This is a genomic window from Polaromonas sp. P3_A5 (assembly GCF_056403055.1).
The window spans coordinates 3,100,263-3,117,586 of the sequence record NZ_JBFUGF010000001.1; the positions used below are offsets into that span (position 1 = coordinate 3,100,263).

At 62.1% G+C, this 17,324-nt stretch carries 21 protein-coding genes; 10 read left to right on the forward strand and 11 right to left on the reverse strand.

What is annotated here, in order from left to right; all coding sequences use genetic code 11:
* Positions 1-75: 75 nt before the first annotated feature.
* From AC1DU8_RS14905 to AC1DU8_RS14915, 3 genes are all read right to left on the reverse strand, one after another.
* The gene (locus tag AC1DU8_RS14905) at positions 76-549 is read right to left on the reverse strand and encodes a MaoC family dehydratase (RefSeq protein WP_477688789.1); all 474 of its coding nucleotides are present in this window, start codon (positions 547-549) and stop codon (positions 76-78) included.
* Between the two features lie 17 nt (positions 550-566).
* On the reverse strand, positions 567-1,778 hold the full coding sequence (locus tag AC1DU8_RS14910) for an MFS transporter (RefSeq protein WP_477689132.1): 1,212 nt from the start codon (positions 1,776-1,778) through the stop codon (positions 567-569).
* Positions 1,779-1,845: 67 nt separating this feature from the next.
* On the reverse strand, positions 1,846-2,325 hold the full coding sequence (locus AC1DU8_RS14915; protein WP_457279275.1) for a MarR family winged helix-turn-helix transcriptional regulator: 480 nt from the start codon (positions 2,323-2,325) through the stop codon (positions 1,846-1,848).
* Positions 2,326-2,373: 48 nt separating this feature from the next.
* Here AC1DU8_RS14915 and AC1DU8_RS14920 point away from each other — a divergent pair, with 48 nt between their 5' ends.
* A complete protein-coding gene (locus AC1DU8_RS14920; RefSeq protein WP_457279276.1) occupies positions 2,374-2,928 on the forward strand; it encodes a PaaI family thioesterase in 555 nt (184 codons plus the stop codon).
* On the opposite strand, the gene AC1DU8_RS14925 is transcribed toward AC1DU8_RS14920, so the two are convergent.
* Complete coding sequence (locus AC1DU8_RS14925) at positions 2,925-3,797, reverse strand: MBL fold metallo-hydrolase (protein WP_457279277.1); 873 nt, start codon at positions 3,795-3,797, stop codon at positions 2,925-2,927. The genes AC1DU8_RS14920 and AC1DU8_RS14925 overlap by 4 nt on opposite strands.
* A 78-nt stretch (positions 3,798-3,875) precedes the next feature.
* Between AC1DU8_RS14925 and AC1DU8_RS14930 the strand changes: the two genes are divergently transcribed.
* The 7 genes from AC1DU8_RS14930 to gloA all read left to right on the forward strand — a co-directional run bounded on the left by AC1DU8_RS14930 (position 3,876) and on the right by gloA (position 8,423).
* Positions 3,876-4,205: an ArsR/SmtB family transcription factor gene (locus AC1DU8_RS14930; protein ID WP_457279278.1), complete on the forward strand. Its 330-nt coding sequence runs from the start codon at positions 3,876-3,878 to the stop codon at positions 4,203-4,205.
* A complete protein-coding gene (locus tag AC1DU8_RS14935; protein ID WP_457279279.1) occupies positions 4,202-4,636 on the forward strand; it encodes a YeeE/YedE family protein in 435 nt (144 codons plus the stop codon). Before AC1DU8_RS14930 ends, AC1DU8_RS14935 begins: the two co-directional genes overlap by 4 nt.
* 10 nt (positions 4,637-4,646) lie before the next feature.
* A complete protein-coding gene (locus AC1DU8_RS14940; RefSeq protein ID WP_477666290.1) occupies positions 4,647-5,063 on the forward strand; it encodes a DUF6691 family protein in 417 nt (138 codons plus the stop codon).
* A gap of 310 nt (positions 5,064-5,373) precedes the next feature.
* Positions 5,374-5,676: a hypothetical protein gene (locus tag AC1DU8_RS14945; RefSeq protein WP_457279281.1), complete on the forward strand. Its 303-nt coding sequence runs from the start codon at positions 5,374-5,376 to the stop codon at positions 5,674-5,676.
* 23 nt (positions 5,677-5,699) lie between these two features.
* A complete protein-coding gene (locus tag AC1DU8_RS14950) occupies positions 5,700-6,047 on the forward strand; it encodes an N-acyl amino acid synthase FeeM domain-containing protein (RefSeq protein ID WP_457279792.1) in 348 nt (115 codons plus the stop codon).
* 161 nt (positions 6,048-6,208) lie between these two features.
* Entirely contained in the window at positions 6,209-7,864 is a 1,656-nt protein-coding gene (locus AC1DU8_RS14955) for an ATP-binding response regulator (RefSeq protein WP_457279282.1), read from the forward strand.
* Between the two features lie 148 nt (positions 7,865-8,012).
* A complete protein-coding gene (gloA, locus tag AC1DU8_RS14960) occupies positions 8,013-8,423 on the forward strand; it encodes a lactoylglutathione lyase (protein WP_457279283.1) in 411 nt (136 codons plus the stop codon).
* Between the two features lie 100 nt (positions 8,424-8,523).
* Here gloA and eda read toward each other — a convergent pair whose 3' ends face one another.
* The 3 genes from eda to AC1DU8_RS14975 form a co-directional block, all read right to left on the reverse strand.
* A complete protein-coding gene (eda, locus tag AC1DU8_RS14965) occupies positions 8,524-9,138 on the reverse strand; it encodes a bifunctional 4-hydroxy-2-oxoglutarate aldolase/2-dehydro-3-deoxy-phosphogluconate aldolase (protein WP_457279793.1) in 615 nt (204 codons plus the stop codon).
* 38 nt (positions 9,139-9,176) lie between these two features.
* Positions 9,177-10,994, reverse strand: coding sequence for a phosphogluconate dehydratase (gene edd / locus AC1DU8_RS14970; protein WP_477726927.1), 1,818 nt, complete (start codon positions 10,992-10,994; stop codon positions 9,177-9,179).
* Positions 10,995-11,157: 163 nt separating this feature from the next.
* Positions 11,158-11,733 (reverse strand): OmpA family protein, encoded by a 576-nt coding sequence (locus tag AC1DU8_RS14975; protein ID WP_477726928.1) that lies wholly within the window; start codon positions 11,731-11,733, stop codon positions 11,158-11,160.
* A 120-nt stretch (positions 11,734-11,853) separates the two neighbouring features.
* Between AC1DU8_RS14975 and AC1DU8_RS14980 the strand changes: the two genes are divergently transcribed.
* On the forward strand, positions 11,854-12,399 hold the full coding sequence (locus tag AC1DU8_RS14980; protein WP_457279794.1) for a gamma-glutamylcyclotransferase: 546 nt from the start codon (positions 11,854-11,856) through the stop codon (positions 12,397-12,399).
* Between the two features lie 87 nt (positions 12,400-12,486).
* Positions 12,487-13,011: a superoxide dismutase family protein gene (locus tag AC1DU8_RS14985; protein WP_457279286.1), complete on the forward strand. Its 525-nt coding sequence runs from the start codon at positions 12,487-12,489 to the stop codon at positions 13,009-13,011.
* A 145-nt stretch (positions 13,012-13,156) separates the two neighbouring features.
* On the opposite strand, the gene AC1DU8_RS14990 is transcribed toward AC1DU8_RS14985, so the two are convergent.
* The 4 genes from AC1DU8_RS14990 to AC1DU8_RS15005 form a co-directional block, all read right to left on the reverse strand.
* The gene (locus tag AC1DU8_RS14990; protein WP_477726929.1) at positions 13,157-13,705 is read right to left on the reverse strand and encodes a nucleotidyltransferase family protein; all 549 of its coding nucleotides are present in this window, start codon (positions 13,703-13,705) and stop codon (positions 13,157-13,159) included.
* On the reverse strand, positions 13,705-15,999 hold the full coding sequence (locus AC1DU8_RS14995; RefSeq protein ID WP_457279288.1) for a xanthine dehydrogenase family protein molybdopterin-binding subunit: 2,295 nt from the start codon (positions 15,997-15,999) through the stop codon (positions 13,705-13,707). The genes AC1DU8_RS14990 and AC1DU8_RS14995 overlap by 1 nt, the downstream gene beginning before the upstream one ends.
* A 23-nt stretch (positions 16,000-16,022) precedes the next feature.
* Positions 16,023-16,481, reverse strand: coding sequence for a (2Fe-2S)-binding protein (locus AC1DU8_RS15000; RefSeq protein ID WP_457279289.1), 459 nt, complete (start codon positions 16,479-16,481; stop codon positions 16,023-16,025).
* A 170-nt stretch (positions 16,482-16,651) separates the two neighbouring features.
* On the reverse strand, positions 16,652-17,224 hold the full coding sequence (locus AC1DU8_RS15005) for a TetR/AcrR family transcriptional regulator (RefSeq protein WP_457279290.1): 573 nt from the start codon (positions 17,222-17,224) through the stop codon (positions 16,652-16,654).
* Positions 17,225-17,324: the final 100 nt, after the last annotated feature.

The window sequence follows — 17,324 nt, forward strand, 5'->3', positions numbered from 1 at the left end:
GCAAGTTGGCTGCTTGCGTGGATTCTGGCACACCCGCTTACAGGCGCAACAGCGAAATCGCCGCCACCCTATCCCTTAGGCAGGCCGGCGCGGAACCACCAGGTTGTAGACGGATTGCTGCAGCACCTCGCCGTGCTGGTTGAACGTCTGGCTGCGCACTACCACCCGGCCCCTGTCGGGCCGCGAAGCCGAGGGAGTCACGCTTACCACTTCCGTCTCAACGCGCAGCACATTGCCCGGGCGTGTGGGCTTGGGCCAGCTGATCTCCCCGCCCGCACCTATGATGCCCCCGGCCAGCGGCAACCCTCCCCCCACCAGCAGGCGCATGGTGATGGCCGCCGTATGCCAACCGCTGGCGGCCAGCCCGCCAAACAGCGTGGCCTTGGCCGCTTCGTCACTCAGGTGAAACGGCTGCGGATCAAACTGCGCGGCAAACGAGGTGATTTGCGCCTCGTCGAGCGCGTGCTCGCCACTGACGAAGCGGTCGCCGGGCTGCAAATCATCCAGGTAGCGCAATGCGGTGGCGGCGGTTTCAGGGGCCTTGCTCATGCCTTGTTCTTTCACCTTCAGGCTGCGGCCTTGGCAGCCATTTGCCGAGGCAGCAGCGCCTCGCGGATCGGCAGGTTCACCAAGGCGGCGCCTGTGGCCAGCACGATGTCGATGTACCAGACCCAGTCGTAGCTGCCGGTTGCCTGGAATATATAGCCGCCCAGATAAGCACCCAGGAAACCACCCACCTGGTGCGACAACATCACCACGCCGAACAGCATGGCCATGTTGGCCGTACCGAACATCTTGGCGACCAGGCCCACGGTGGGCGGAACGGTCGAAAGGAAGGTCACGCCCATGACGGCGGCAAAGATCAGCATCACGGCCGGGGTCTTGGGCGCCAGCAGGAAGATGAGTACGGCGAGGCCACGCGTTGCATAGAGCAGCGCCAGCAAGGACTTCATGCGCCAGCGGCCGACGGCCCAACCCATGGCCAGACTGCCGACGATATTGAAGAGGCCAATCATCGCAAGCGACCAACCGCCAATTTCGGGCGGCAAGCCGCAGGCCGCTATCACGCCGGGGAGGTGAGTCGCCAGAAACGCCACGTGAAAACCGCACACCAGAAAACCCGCCGCGAGGTAACGGTAGCTAGGCGTTGCGATGGCCTGGCTAATGGCTTGACGTGCGCTCAGCGCTTTCGTGCCCGAGGCCGCCGCAGCCTGGGCTGCCAGCGCATTCGAATTGCCTTTCAGCACCAGCACCGCAGGCACCGCCAGCAGCACCAGCGCGCCCAGCCACTGCATCGCACTGGCCCAGCCGACAGCGGCGGTCAGGCCAATGGCAATAGGCGCCATCGCGAACTGGCCAAAGGAGCCGCCCGCATTGACGATGCCGGTGGCGAGACCCCGCTTTTCCGGTGGCACCAGGCGCGTGCTGGCGGCCATGAGCACCGACGGGCCCGCCATGCCGGCGCCGCCTGCTGCGAGCATGCCGATGGCAAATATCAGGCCGGCCGTGCTGGTCATGAGCGGAGTGATGACGGTGCCCACTGCGACCAGCACGACACCCAAAAAGATCACGCGGCCTGTGCCGATACGATCAGCCACCGCGCCAGCAAAGGGCTGTGTGAGCCCCCACCAAAGCTGACCGAAAGCGAAGGCCAGGCTGATGCTGCCTACGCCCAGCGCGGTGGACGTATTCAGCGCCGACAGGAAGAGGCCCATGGTCTGGCGCACACCCATGGTGAGGGCAAAAGTGCCGCCGGCGGCCAGCAGCACCAGCCACATCGCGATGCGGCGCGCTGGCAGTGCAGTGGAAGAAGCGGAAGGCGCAGAGGAATTGGAAGGCTCGGTATTACTCATCATCAGCTCCAGATTCGATGGGGGACAAAAGCTCTAAAGATTCGTTGATCAGGTTATGCAGGGCCAGCACACGCCCGGCGCCCAGCAGCGCGTTAAGCTGCTCCTGCGCAGCCCTCCACCGCGATCGGGCCTCCTCACGCTTGGCACGGCCCGCGTCAGTCAGCATCACGGTACGGCTGCGCGCATCGGTGCCTGCGGCGAGCTCAATCCAGCCGGCGTCGATCAGCGGCTTGAGGTTGCGCGTGAGGGTGGAGGCACTCATCTTCATGCCACGCGCCAGCTCGCCCGGTCGCATGGGGCCCAGCTTCAGCACATAAGTCAGCAGGGAATACTGCGTTGTCTTCAGGCCCGCCTTGGTCATTTCAAGGTCGTAGTGGTGCGCGACGCGGCGCATCAGCTGGCGCAGCTTGACATTGGTGCAGCCCTGCACTTTGAGTTCGGCCTGGGTTGACAGGCGGGTTTTCTCGCTCATAATTTAATTGTAGCTACAATCATTGTATATGCAACATTTATAAACACCATGACCCCACAAGACACATTGACTCAGTGGATGGAACAAAGCGCCGCGGTGCGCGCCCGCATGGTCGGCGGCGGCGGCAAGCCGGGCCTGGCCCGGCCCGAAGACGTGATGGGCAAGACCGGCATGGAAGTGATGCAGGCCATGTTGGCCGGTGAGCTGCCCTACCCCCACATTGCCGAAACACTGGACTTTGCGCTGATTGAAATCGAACCCGGCAAAGCGACCTTTCAGGGCACACCGCAGCTCAAGCACTACAACCCGCTGGGCACGGTGCATGGTGGCTGGTACGCCACGCTGCTCGACTCCGCCGTGGGCTGCGCTGTGCACACCATGATGCCGGTGGGCCGGGCCTACACCACGGCCGAGCTCAGCATCAACATCGTGCGCGCCGCCTCGCACAAGACCGGACCGCTGCGCGCCATAGGCACCGTGATCCACTGCGGCCGGCAGCTGGCCACCGCAGAAGGCCGCATCGTGGGGCCGGACGGCAAGCTGTATGCGCATGCGACCACAACTTGCCTGGTGTTTGAGGTACCGGCGCAGAAGACCAGCTAAGCGCCGAAGGCGTTGACGGGGATCTTGAGGTAACTGACACCGTTGCATTCAGGCGGCGGCAAACCACCCGCGCGGATATTGACCTGGATTGAAGGAAGAATCAACGAGGGCATGCCCAGCGTCGCATCCCGGGCCGCGCGCATGGCGACAAAAGCCTCTTCGGAGATGCCGTCATGCACATGGATATTGGCGCGGCGCTGCTCACCCACAGTGGTTTCCCACTGAGGCGCACGTTCTCCAGGCGGGTAGTCGTGGCAGACGAAGATCCGGGTTTCTGCCGGCAGTAATAGCAGCTTGCGGATAGAGCGGTACAACTGGCGGGCGTCGCCGCCCGGGAAATCCGCGCGGGCGGTGCCTACGTCGGGCATGAAGAGCGTGTCGCCCACAAACACGGCATCACCCGCAAGGTAGGCCATGTCCGCGGGCGTATGGCCGGGTACATGCAGGGCGCTCATCTCCAGATTGCCCAGCCTGAATATCTCGCCGTCCCTGAGCAGGTGGTCGAACTGGTTGCCATCCGGCGCAAATGAATGCTCCAGGTTAAAAATCGATTTGAAGGTGGCCTGCACGGTGCATATATGTTCGCCAATGGCGGTCCTGCCGCCGGCCTGCGCCTTCAGGTAGTGCGCGCCCGAGAGGTGGTCAGCGTGCGCGTGGGTTTCCAGGATCCACTCGACCTGAAGGCCCTGCCGCGCCACATGGGCCAGCACCTGGTCGGCCAGCTCCGTGCTGGTGCGCCCCGATTTGAAGTCATACCCCAGCACCGGGTCGATGATGGCCGCCTGCCCTGTGCCGCTGTCCGCCACGACATAGGTGACGGTCCCGGTCAGGGGATCAAAAAATGCCTGGGGATTCAGCGGGCTTGGCATGGATGGTTTCTTTCATCGAAGAGGTCGCCTTTACATTATATATTTTCATATAATATCAAGAAGCCCCAACACACAGCCATGAAATCATCCCCTCCCGTTTTGGACCCCGGGCTGCTTCGCGACGCGGCCGCACAAGCCGTGGGTGCACTCAAGGCGCTGGCCAATGAAGACCGGTTGCTGCTACTCTGCCAGCTCTCGCAGGGCGAGCGCTGCGTGAGCGAGCTCGAGCAGGACCTGGGCATACGCCAACCCACGCTCTCGCAGCAGCTCGGTGTGCTGCGCAATGAAGGCGTGATCATCCCGCGCCGGGACGGCAAGAACATTTATTACCGCGTGGCCGAACCCGGGACGCTGGAAATCCTGGCGTTGCTCTACCGCCTGTATTGCCCTGAAGGAAACAAGCAATGACCCTGGACTGGAACGCCTTCACACCCTGGTCCGCACTGGCGGGCGGCCTGCTCATAGGCCTGGCCGCCGCGATGTTCGTACTGCTCAACGGGCGCATCGCCGGCATCAGCGGAATTCTGGGCGGGCTGCTCAAGCCGGCGCGCAGCGACATGGGCTGGCGCGTGGCCTTTATCGCCGGGCTCGTCGGCGCCCCATGGGCCTATGCCGCATTCTCGGCCTTGCCTCCCGTACAGGTGGATGCCGGCTATGGCCTGCTGGTCATCGCCGGCTTGCTGGTGGGCGTCGGCACGCGCTATGGCGCGGGCTGCACCAGCGGCCATGGCGTGTGCGGGCTTTCAAGGCTGTCGCCGCGTTCGCTGGTGGCCACGGTGACTTTCATGGCTACCGGTTTTACCGTGGTGTTTCTGGTGCGCCATCTGTTCAAACTTTAGGAGAATGACCATGCTGCTGCTGTCCTCCCTGCTGGCGGGCCTGGTGTTCGGCCTGGGCCTGATCGTCTCGGGCATGGCCAATCCCGCCAAGGTCCTCGGCTTCCTGGATCTTGCCGGCCCCTGGGACCCGTCGCTGGCCTTTGTCATGGCCGGCGCCATTGCCGTGGGCCTCTTCGCTTTCCTGCTGGCTAAAAAAAGGAGCCGCTCCCTGTTGGGCGCGGATATGAAACTGCCGGCCGCGGGCCCTGTGGATCGCAGGCTGCTGGCCGGTAGCGCCCTCTTCGGGATGGGATGGGGGCTTGCCGGTTTTTGCCCCGGCCCGGGCCTGGTGGCCCTTGGCATGGGCGAACCCAAGGCCACCGTGTTTGTGCTTGCCATGCTGGCCGGCATGGCGATCTTCGAGTTGCTCGAAAGACGGCGGCCCTAGCCCCCACGCAACTACGCCACTTGGCCGGCATGGCCCTCCAAAAAGCCGGTTCGATGACCTGACCGAAAGATATCCTTAAAGAAGGGCTCGCACCAGGACCAAAGATCCCGGCCGACTGTCCGCATGCGGACAATTTATGTTCTTTTTTCGATTCGACCCGCTATTCAAGCGGAATATGCGGGGAAGCCCCTGTTATATCTGACAGGGTAAGGCTTGATTCAGCCTTGCACGGCGCATAGACTGCGCGAACATCAAAAGAAGAATGAGAGCATTTGGCAAAGACAAGCACTCAACCTGGAAATACAACGCAATGATTACCTCCCTGAACGACCATGCGCCAACCCCCTTCCAGGTTCTGCGCCAGCCGATGGATGCTCCAGACGCCATTTTCCTCACCGGCGGAACACCCTTCATTTCGGCCCCTCCCCGGGGAAACTTCGTCGAGGAAATCACGCTCTGCCATCTGGATACTCCGTTAAAGATGGAAAAAGTCCAGAGCCTGCGCGGCCACATCAACCTGCCGTCCGGATGCCGTGACGCGCGGTTTTTTGAACAAGAAAAAAAAGAGACGAATTGGGCTTTGTGTTTGCATTTGAGTTCCAACGCGTGGTGATTGGCACCTTGAGGCTGGTTCCCATGCACAGGGGGCTGACCTCACTTGAAAAGCTGTTGGCGGAAAAACAATTGATTGAGCCAGAGACCTGCCGAAACAGCTGGGAAATCGGGCGCCTTGTGCTCAATCCCGATTACAGAAGCGGCCCCGATCTTGTGAAGCGATGCATATTTTTGGGTGTTTCGTATCTTGCGCGGCATACCGATGGGCAAGACCTCTTTGCCTCCTGCACGCCGGTGCTGAGCCGCTTGTACAGGCGTTTCGGGTTTTCCCCCATCGCAAACAATATACGGGTGGATGGGGCGGACGAATCGTTTACCCTGATACATGGACAGGTACCGGACATTCTCAAATCGTCTGACTGTCAGTAAGTCATGCACGGGAATATTTCATATTGCAGCAGCATCCTCCACCAGAGACCGGAAGAGGCTGCTGTTGATGGTTTTCCCGCGCCAACAGAATTGAAATATATATGGGCTGGTTAAAAAGACTCTTTGGCCACTATGAGGCTTACCACGCACATGGCAGGCCCTTGCTCAAATACATTGGCATCGTAGGCGCCCTGACCTATGTGGTGTTTTACCTGATACGGTTCACGAAACCCAATCCTCGCCCCTACGATGACCTGGGAATGCGGGTGCTGGTCGTAATTCTCTTTACCGTGCTGGCCATGAAAAATCACTGGCCACAGAAACTTAAAAAATACTACTTTTCCTACTCCTATTGGGCATTGATCTATTGCCTGCCGTTTTTCAATGTATTTCTTTCGCTGAAGCGGCACGGAGGTATCCCCGCGATCTCCAACTGTTTTATCGCGCTCAGTTTTCTTGTCATGATCGCCGACTGGCGCAACACGATTGCCATGTTGGTGATCGGTTGCGGCAGCGCGGCGTTGCTGTACGTCGCCATCACGCCCAACCCCTCAATACCCATGGACATGGTGGCCCAGCTTCCGGCCTACCTGCTGATTCTTATCGGCGGCGCCGCATTCAAGCTTTCGGAAAAGCAGATAGATGCCGAAAAATTGCGCATCGCAAACTCCCTTGCCGGCTCGATCGCCCATGAAATGCGCAACCCGCTCGCACAGGCCAAGATGAGCCTGGAGAGTATCGGGGAAATGCTGCCCGCGAACGGCATCGCGGTCCCCGCCGAACACACATCCCGCATGCGCCAGTTTGTCAACATGGGGGAGATCGCTGTACACAGGGGTAACCAGGTGATTGACCTGATCCTGGGATCCTTCAAGTCCAGCGCGGTGGACCGAAGCAAATTTGAGTATTTATCCGCCGCAAAAATAACTCAGAAGGCGGTGGACGAATACAGTTTTTCCGATCGACACCTGCGCGGTGATGGTGGCAACTTACGTGACAGTGTCACAGTGCGTGTCGTGAAGGACTTCACCTTTTACGGAGACGAAACCCCCTATGTTTTTGTGCTCTTCAACCTGATCAAGAACGCGCTCTATTACCTCGACCAAAAGTCCGGCGCAACGATCGTACTGACGGTAGACGATCACAAGGTGACCGTCAGAGACACGGGCCCGGGCATCGACAAGGAGGTGTTGGCGCACCTGTTCGAGTCCTTCATGACCTCAGGAAAGGCCGAGGGGACGGGCCTTGGGCTGTCGTATTGCAAACGCACCATGCAAAGTTTTGGCGGTGATATTCATTGTGATTCCGTGGTCGGTGAATTTACGCAGTTCACGCTGACCTTCCCCCCAATACCGCAAACCGGGACGGGCAAGGCCCTCGCTGCTGCGGAAACGCCTCGACAGGCAGCCCGCCCCATCATCCCCGGCAATGTGCTGGAGGGCAGAACCGTCATATTGGCCGAAGACGACGAACTTAACCGCATCATGGTGGGGGAGCGCTTGAAAAGCTGGGGCTTGACAGTGCTGGAGGCCGAAGGGGGACGCCAGGTACTGGCCCACCTGGACAGCACCCCAAGTGTCGATTTGATCTTGATGGACATGAACATGCCCGGGTTGAACGGCGTGCAGACGACCCAGGCGATTCGCTCGCGTGATTGGGAGCATCAGGGTATTTTTATCCTCGCACTTTCCGGGAACTCCGATGAGCTTGATGTCAGGACAGCCTTGAACGCCGGCATGAATGGCTACATCCTGAAAAATGGCGACATGAAGTTGCTGCAAGGAAAAATGCTGGAGGCTTTGGCGGCAACAGAGTAGCCCGGGGAAAATCCAACCCCGCGAAGTCCCTCATCGGTCATTGCGCGGCATGCATCGCCATCGCCTTTGCATCCCTACGCAAGCGGCCTGCACAGGAAGCGAAGATTGGCGACAATGGGCAGTCCGGCCACTTCCCACCTTCATCACCATGCGACTCCTACACACCATGCTGCGCGTTGGCAGTCTCCAACGCTCCATCGACTTCTACACGCAGGTTCTTGGCATGAAGCTGCTGCGCACCTCGGAAAATCCCGAGTACAAATACAGCCTGGCCTTTGTCGGCTATGAAGGCAACCCGGCGCAGGCCGAAATCGAGCTGACCTACAACTGGGGCACCGAAAGCTACGACATGGGCACGGCTTTTGGCCATATCGCGCTGGGCGTGCCAGACGCCTATGCGGCCTGCGAGAAGATCAAGACGGCGGGCGGCAACGTCACGCGCGAGGCCGGCCCGGTCAAGGGCGGCACCACGGTGATTGCCTTTGTGACGGACCCGGACGGCTACAAGATTGAGCTGATCCAGCGTGATGAAAGTGCTGCGGGCGCTGGCCTGCGTTAGTTCATTGCGCTTCACTGCTATTCTTTTAATAGCTGCTTGCGCTCATCCAGAAAGGCTGGGAGCGCTATTTTCCTCATAAATAGCGGGCAGGCTGCCAGGCTCAGGCAGCATTGCGTGCCAGCTGGCAGGCCTGAAAAGCCAGTGCAGTGACGTGTGACCAGTTGCCGCGAGCCAGCGTGTCCGCAGGGGTCAACCAGGACCCGCCTACACACACCACATTGGGCAGCGCCAGAAACTCAGGCGCATTGGCCACCGTGACGCCGCCCGTCGGGCAAAACCGCACATCGCCAAAGGGGCCGTTCCAGGCCTTCAGCATGGCCGGGCCGCCCGCCTGCATGGCCGGGAAAAATTTGAGTTCTGTCAGGCCGTCTTCCTGCGCCATCATGATCTCGCTGCCGGTGGCCACCCCTGGCAGCAGCGGCAGGCCCGCATCCCTGCAGGCCTGCCCCATCGCATGGGTGTAACCGGGGCTTACCGCAAAGCGTGCACCGGCCATGGCGCAGGCCTGGGCGTCGGCGGCACTACGCACAGTGCCCGCCCCCACCACGGCTTCGGGCACATCGCGCGCAATGGCCTCAATGCAGGCCAGCGCTTGCGGCGTGCGCAGGGTGACTTCGAGCATGCGGATGCCGCCCGCCACCAGCGCACGTGCCAGCGGCACCGCCTGGCTCACGTCGGTCAGCACAATCACGGGTATCACTGGGGCATCCTGCATGATCTGCAGGGGGGTCAGTTTTCCGCTGACGTTCAGGTTTATATCCACGATAAAGCTCCTTCTTCAGCCGTCAGCGCGTGACGGCGCATACCGGCAAACAACTCTCGTCCCATGCCGATGCCGTTGGCCGCGCGCAAATCGGCAGGCATGGTGTCGACCGGCCTGGCGGTCCATTCTGCATCGTTCACCAGTACCTTCAATTCGCCGGTGATGGCGTCCACACGAATTACATCACCGTCGCGCACCTTGGCCAGCGGGCCGCCGGCAGCGGCCTCGGGCGACACATGGATGGCGGCCGGCACCTTGCCCGAAGCGCCGCTCATGCGGCCGTCGGTGACCAGCGCGACCTTGAATCCCTTGCCCTGCAGCACGGCCAGCGGCGGCGTCAGTTTGTGCAGCTCGGGCATGCCGTTGGCTTGTGGGCCTTGCCAGCGCACCACACACACCACGTCGCGGTTGAGTTCTCCGGCGCTGAACGCGATGTGCAAGGCTTCCTGCGAATCAAACACCCGCGCAGGCGCTTCAATCACATGCCGGTCGTCAGGCACAGCCGACACCTTGATCACGCTGCGGCCCAGGTTGCCTTGCAACAGCTTGAGGCCGCCCGTGGCGCTGAATGGTTTGGCAGGTGTGCGCACGATGGTTTCGTCTTTGGAAGCGCCCACGTCGTGCCAGGCAAGCGCCGCGCCGGCCAGCGCCGGTTCGCGTGTGTATTCGCGGATGCCGCCTTCACGCACCGTGAGCACGTCTTCATGCATGAAGCCCGCGTCCAGCAATTCGCGAATGATGAAGCCGGGGCCGCCTGCGGCCTGGAACTGGTTCACGTCGGCGCTGCCGTTGGGGTAGACGTGGGCCAGCGTCGGCACCACATCGGAGAGGTCGGAAAAATCATTCCAGTCGATCACAATGCCGGCCGAATGCGCGACGGCTACCCAATGGATCAGGTGATTGGTGGAGCCGCCAGTGGCGAGCAGCGCGACCATGGCATTGACGATGGCTTTTTCATCGACGATCTGGCCGATGGGCGCAAAGCGCTTCGCCTTGACGATGCCCAGCACGGTGCGTGCCGCCTCGCGCGTGAGCTCCTCACGCAGTGCGTTGCCGGGGTTCACAAACGCAGTGCCCGGCACGTGCAGGCCCATGGCTTCAAGCAGCAGCTGGTTGCTGTTGGCGGTGCCGTAGAAGGTGCAGGTGCCGGGGCTGTGATAGGACTTGAACTCGGAATCAAGCAGGGCGTCACGGCCGACCAGGCCTTGCGCGGCCTGCTCACGCACGTGGGCTTTTTCCTTGTTGGGAATGCCCGATGTCATGGGCCCGGCCGGCACAAACACCGTAGGCAGATGCCCGAACTGCAGCGCGCCTATCAAGAGGCCCGGCACGATCTTGTCGCATACACCCAGCATCAGCGCCGCGTCGAACATGTCGTGCGACAGCGCAACGGCCGTACTCATGGCAATCACGTCGCGGCTGAAAAGGCTGAGCTCCATGCCGCTGGTGCCTTGCGTCACGCCGTCGCACATCGCGGGCACGCCACCGGCCACCTGCGCCGTAGCGCCCAGCTTGCGGGCTTCGTCCTTGATGAAGGCCGGGTAGGCCTGCAGCGGGGTATGCGCCGACAACATGTCGTTGTAGGCAGTGACGATGCCAATGTTGGGCTTGCGCTCGGCCACCACCTTGAAGCGGTCGTCCAGCGGCATGCCGGCAAAGGCATGCGCCACATTGGCGCAACCCATACGGTCCAGGCCGGGTTCGCGGGTGGCGGCAGCGCGCAGGTGTGCAAGGTAGGCGTTGCGCGTGGGAAGGCTGCGCTCTGCGATGCGGGCGGTGATTTTTAAAACTGCGGGGTGAAGGGCCATGTTGTAACTCCGGTCATGGTCAAGTCACTGGGTATGTAACTTTATTACTGACTCTATGGTAACGGGTTACCGGCCTGTTTACCGCCACATGGTTACTACGTGGTTACGAAACGCAGCCCAAAAGCTGCTCTGCAAAGTTCTGAAACAACCCGTGAGTGCGGCTTTACTGGAGGGTAATTTCCACACGCCGCGCTTCGGCGTCGCTGCCGCCGCCTACAAGCTGCTCGGGTTTTTTCAGCACAATCTGGCGATCGGAAACACCGGCCTGCTTCAGTGCCTCGCGCACGGCAAGGGCCCGCTGCCGGGCAAGCGCTGCATTTTTCTGGGCGTCCCCTGTGGCATCGTGAAAACCGGTGATCACCAGCGTGCGGCCAGCCTTGGCGGCCTTGACCACTTCACCCAGGGCAGCACCCGCACCGTCCGCAAGGTCTGCATCGCCCGAGGCAAAATAAAACCGCACCGCGCCTTGCTCCACCTTCACGCTGGCGGCGTCGGCTGCAGCCTGCGAAGCCCGGCCGGCAATGTTCGCGGCATGGTCCACGGTGCTGGCTGGCTCGGCAGGCGTCGGCGCCACCTCTGGCACGGGCAGGGATATTTGGGCAGGGGCAACAGCGGCGGAAGGCGCCCGGCCGACCCGATGCATGCAAAGCCCCACCACCAGCGCGATCACGAAAGCCACGAGGCCGAGAACGACCGCCAACACCAAGCCTTGCTGGCCCTCATCGTCCTGAGAAAACATTGCCCACTCCCGTCACTAAATCCGTCACAAAAACTCAGCGCATTGTAAAGTGCGGCTGTGGAAAATTCAGCCCAACAAGCCGCCAGCCCCGGCATCAGCGTTTCCCGCAACCCGGACCACATGCTTGAGACCGTCATCCGCGAATGGGGCGGCCAAAGCGATCTCTGGATCTTCGCCTATGCCTCGCTCATCTGGCGCCCGGAGTTTGAACATGCCGAGGAGCGTTTTGCGACCATCCACGGCTACCACCGCGCCCTGAAGATGTGGAGCCGCCTGAACCGCGGCACGCCGGAATGCCCGGGCCTGGTGTTCGGCCTGCTGCATGGCGGCAGCTGCAAGGGGATGGTGTTTCGGATACCGCAGGCGCAGGTTGCCGGCGCCCTGCCCGCGCTGTGGGAACGCGAAATGCCCAATGGCGTGTACGACCCCAAGTGGCTGCGCTGCCAGACTGCAGAGGGCAATGTGCGGGCGCTGGCCTTCACCTTGTCCAAGCGCAGCCCCAACCATACGGGCGTGCTCAGCGAAGACGTTTACCGGCAGATCTTTTCGGACTCGTGCGGGCGCTACGGCACCACGCGCGAATATGCGCAACTCACCTACGACAAACTTAAAACCCTGGGAATTCACGACCACGCGCTGGGGAAGCTGCTGGAGCTGGCCAAATAGGCCCAGACAGCGGAGGCCCCGGCCTTGTCAGCAGGGACAAGGCGCCCTACAGTCAGCCACTGAATCAACCATCAGGAGACCTGCATCATGAAATACCACCTGGCACCACTCGCCACCGCCCTTGTCGCCGCCTTTGTACTGGCCGCCTGCGCCTCATCCATGAGCGGCCCGCGCGCCGTGGCCCAGCTGCAAAGCACCACCGGCAATACCGCCTCCGGCACCGTCAGCTTCGTGCAGAGCGGCGACAAGGTGCTGGTCTCAGGCGAGATACGCGGCCTCAAGCCCAATGCCGAGCACGGCTTTCATGTGCATGAAAAAGGCGATTGCTCCAGCGGTGACGGCATGAGCGCAGGCGGGCACTTCAACCCCACCGGCCAGCAGCATGGTAGCCATGCCGACATGGCCCACCACACCGGCGACCTGCCCAGCCTGAAAGCCGATGCCAGCGGCGTCGCGAAATTCAGCTTTGAATCAAAGACCCTTTCGGTCGGCAGCGGCACAACCGATATTGTGGGCAAGGGCTTGATCGTTCACCGCGACCCCGACGACTACAAGACCCAGCCCACCGGCAATTCCGGGCCAAGGCTGGCTTGCGCGGTGATTAGAAGCTAGCCCCCACGTTCGCTCGCTTCGCGTAGCTCTCTGCCCCCCGAGGGGGCGCTGCGCCTGCGGCCCGGCGAAGCCGGTTCCGCGGCCCCGGCTTGGATGAGCCCGCCACGGTGGTTCGCCGTCTCTCGGGCTGGCGTTTACTTCGCAATCAGCGCGTGGAGAGTCGTTCCTCAGCACGCCGCAGGTCGTCCAGCGTGTCGATGTCGGTGACTGTGCCTTCATCGGTCACGTCAATGAATGCTACAGAATTGATAGCTGCTTGCGCCCGTACAACGGGCGCAGCACCCTGATTCCCCTTTAAATCCAGCAAGGCATCGCGGCACGCGGCCGAAAACCCGACCGGGTGGCCGCGCGTGCCCCTGAACACCGGCACCACCACCGCGTGCTGCGCCAGCGCGTCGGCCACTGCCTGCAGCGTGGCGGCCTGCACCATCGGCAAATCACCCGGCAAAATCAACCAGCCCGCAGCTTCGGGCGTGGCCCGCACGGCGGCCGCGATGCAGTCGCCCATGCCAGGGTGGCCGGCATCTTCCAGGTGCCAGGGCAAGCCGCTGGCAGCCACGGCGTCCAGCGTGTGCTGCAGCACCGGCTTGCCGGCCAGCAGCGCCTGCAGCTTGTGCGTGCCGCCACCCGACGCGGCAAAGCGCTCACCCCGGCCTGAGGCCAGCACCAGCACCGTGGGCTTGCCGCCTGCCATCACGCCAGCTTGAAGGGCAGCTCGCGCGGCGCCGGCTTGCCTGTGAGCTTGGCGATCGCATTGGCAAAGGCGGGGGCCAACGGCGGCAGGCCGGGCTCGCCCAGACCCGTGGGCGCATCGGCGCTAGGCACGATGAAGACGGCAACCGTCGGCATGTCGGTGATACGCGGCACGGGAAAGTCGCCGAAGTTGCTTTGCTCGACCACACCGTCCTTGAGCGTGATGGCCGCACCCGGCAGGCACATCGACAAACCCATCAGCGCCGCGCCCTGTACCTGCGCTTCAATGCTGGTCGGGTTGATGGCGAGGTTGCAATGCACGCCTGCAGTGATGCCGTGCAGCACCGGCGTGTTGTCCTTGACGGATGCCTCGACCACATAAGCCACCACGGTGTTGAACGACTCATGCACCGCCACGCCCCAGGCGCGCCCGGCGGGCAAAGTGCGTTTGCCGTAACCGGATTTGTCGACCGCCAGCTGCAGCGCGGCCGCGTGGCGCGGGTGCTTGCTGCCAAACTGCTTCATGCGCCAGGCCACAGGGTCTTGCCCGCTGCTGCGCGCGACTTCGTCAATCAACGTTTCCATGACGTACGCCGTGTGGGTAGAACCCACGCTGCGCCACCAGAGCACCGGCACATTGAGTTTGGGGTGATGTACGGACAGCCGCATCGGGATATCGTAAGGCTCCTTCATGCCTTCAACCATGGTGCCGTCCACACCATCCTTGACCATAAAACCTTCAAACGGCGTCCCGCCGACGATGGACTGGCCGACGATGACGTGGTCCCAACCCAGGATCTCGCCTTTGTCGTTAAAGCCGATCTCGGCGCGGTGCACATGCATGGGACGGTAGTAGCCACCCTTGATGTCGTCCTCGCGGCTCCACAGTGTGCGCACCGCGGCCGTCAGCCCGGCGCCACGTGCGGCCCTGGCGACATTGCAGGCTTCCACCACGTAATCACTGGTGGCAATCGCGCGCCGGCCAAAGCCGCCGCCGGCCATCTGCACGTTCATCTTGACGTTTTGCGGCGCCACGCCCAGCGCCTTGGAGGCGGCCAGCGCGTCCAGCCCCGGCATCTGCGTGCCCAGCCAGAGTTCGGCTTTCGCGTCCGCGCCCTGCCCGCTCAGCTGCACCGTGCAATTGAGCGGCTCCATGGGTGCGTGAGCCAGGTAAGGAAAGACAAACTCGGCGCTGATCTTCCTGGGTGCTGACGCCAGCTTGCTGATGTCGTCCTTGTATTTGAGTGCGCCGGTTTTCTGCGCCAGCGCGCGGTAGCTGGCCAGTTGCTGCACGCTGTCGACCTTCTCGACGCCGCTGGTGTCCCACTCGACCTTGAGCGCGTCGCGGCCCTGCTTGGCGGCCCAGTAGCCCTCGGCCACCACCGCCACGCCCTCGCCGCCGCGGTCCAGCGGCACGCGCAGCACGGCCTTCACGCCGGGAACGGCTTTGGCCGCGGTGTCGTCCAGCGACTTGAGCTTGCCGGCAAACACCGGCGGATGCGCCACCACGGCTGTCAGCATGCCGGGCAGGCGCACGTCGATGCCGTAGCTTTGGCCGCCGGTGGATTTGGCACGGGCATCGAGCCGGCCCGTGGGCTTGCCGATGATGCGGAACTGTTTCGGATCCTTGAGCGTGACGGCCTCCGGCACCGGCAGCTTCATGGCCGCTTCGGCCAGCTCACCGTACGTCAGGCGCTTGCCGCCGGGGCCAATCACCACGCCTTGCTGCGTGCGCAGGCTGCTTGCATCAACCCCCCATTGCTGCGCGGCGGCCGAGACCAGCATGGCGCGGGTGCGCGCGCCCAGCTCGCGGTACTGCGTGTAGGAGTTTTTGATCGAGCCCGAGCCGCCCGTGAGGTGCATGCCGAAAGCCGGATCCACATAAGCCGGGTCGGCATTGCCGTGCTGGCTTTTGACCAAAGCCCAGTCAGCATCCAGCTCTTCCGCCAGGATCATCGGCAAGCCGGTCTGAACGCCCTGCCCGAAGTCGAGCCGGTTGATGGTGACGGTCACCGTACCGTCCTTGTCGATACGCACAAAGGCCGAGGGCTGCTGGGTCGGCTTGAGGCTGGATGCCGCCGGCGCACCCGCCGTGGCCATGGTTTGCGCTTGCGTCAGCATCGGAAAAGCGCCGAGTGCAAAGCCACCGGCGGTTGCAACCTTGAGGAAACTGCGGCGAGGCAGTTCAGCATCTGCTATGGTTTTGGTAGCTGCTTGCGCTTTATGCATAAGGGCTTGAAGGCCTTTTGGCAGTTGAGCGGCGATGTCGAAGGTGTCTGTGGCGTTGGAATACATGGTGTTCTCCTTCTTTAAACCAGTTAAGCCAGTGCCTGGGCGGCGTCTTTGATGGCAGCGCGAATGCGCACATAGGTGCCGCAGCGGCAGATATTGCCGGCCATGGCGCCGTCGATGTCGGCATCGCTCGGTTTGGCGTTGGACTTGAGCAAGGCGGTGGCGCTCATCACCTGGCCGCTCTGGCAATAGCCGCACTGCGCCACGTCATGCTTGACCCAGGCGTCCTGCACGGCTTTGCCGACGCGGTCGGTGGCCACCGCTTCGATGGTGGTGATCTTCTGTCCGGCAGCGGCAGAAATCGGCGTGATGCACGAGCGTATGGCCGCGCCGTTGAGATGCACGGTACACGCGCCGCACAGCGCCGCACCGCAGCCGAACTTCGTACCTGTCATGCCCAGCGTGTCACGCAGGGCCCAGAGAATAGGGGTGGATTGGTCGGCGTTGACGGATACGTCCTTGCCGTTGATGTTGAGGGTGGGCATCGTGGAACTCCTTGCGGTTTTTGTTAGTGGGAAATCAAAAGGGAGAAAAAAAGTGAGAAAAAAAGGGAGGCTACTTGTCGAATTTATATTCGCTTAAATCAGGGTTTTATCCGTAAAAACTTGGGCATGCAGAAATGAGGGGTATTGCCTTTCAGAGGCGTTTCAAAGATTCAGGCCTTGATGGCGTCCCAACACAGGGTAAAAGCCGCCTGGTGCACCGCCTCGTCGTCGGGCAGCACCTGGGTGCGTATCAGGTTGGCAGTTTCCCGCACCGAGCCCACCAGGGTGGCCGTTAACAACGGCAAGGGCACAGGCTTGAAAATCTCCTGCTTCTGGCCCTCCTCGATCAATGCAAAGAAGCTCGCCGCCAGTCGGGTCGACAACTCGCGGTTGCCCTGCGTGAACCAGGGAGAGTTGTAATACTGCTCCTGGAACACGACCTCGGCATAACGCTCCAGCCGGTGCCGCAGCAGGTTGCCCCAGAGTCGGCGCACACGGCTGCGCAATGGAGTCCCGGGTATGACACCATCCATCAGGCGCTGCATGGTGGCGGTTTTGGCTTCTTCATAGAGCTGGCTGATCAGCTCGTCCTTGGACGGGTAATAGACGTACAGCGTGCTGGTGGCGATGCCGGCCGTGCGGGCAATGTCGGCCATGGTCAGGCCGCTCAGGCCGGTCTGGGCCACCAGGTTGAAGGTGGCCTCGGCGATCGCTCGCTGCTTTTCGTCGTCTTTGGGTTTCATGGAAGGGTGTGAATATAAACGAATATTAATTCGGTATCAAGCCCGCCCTCTACCGAGGTCTACCGAGGTCTACCGAGGTCTACCGCAGGCAAGGACATGG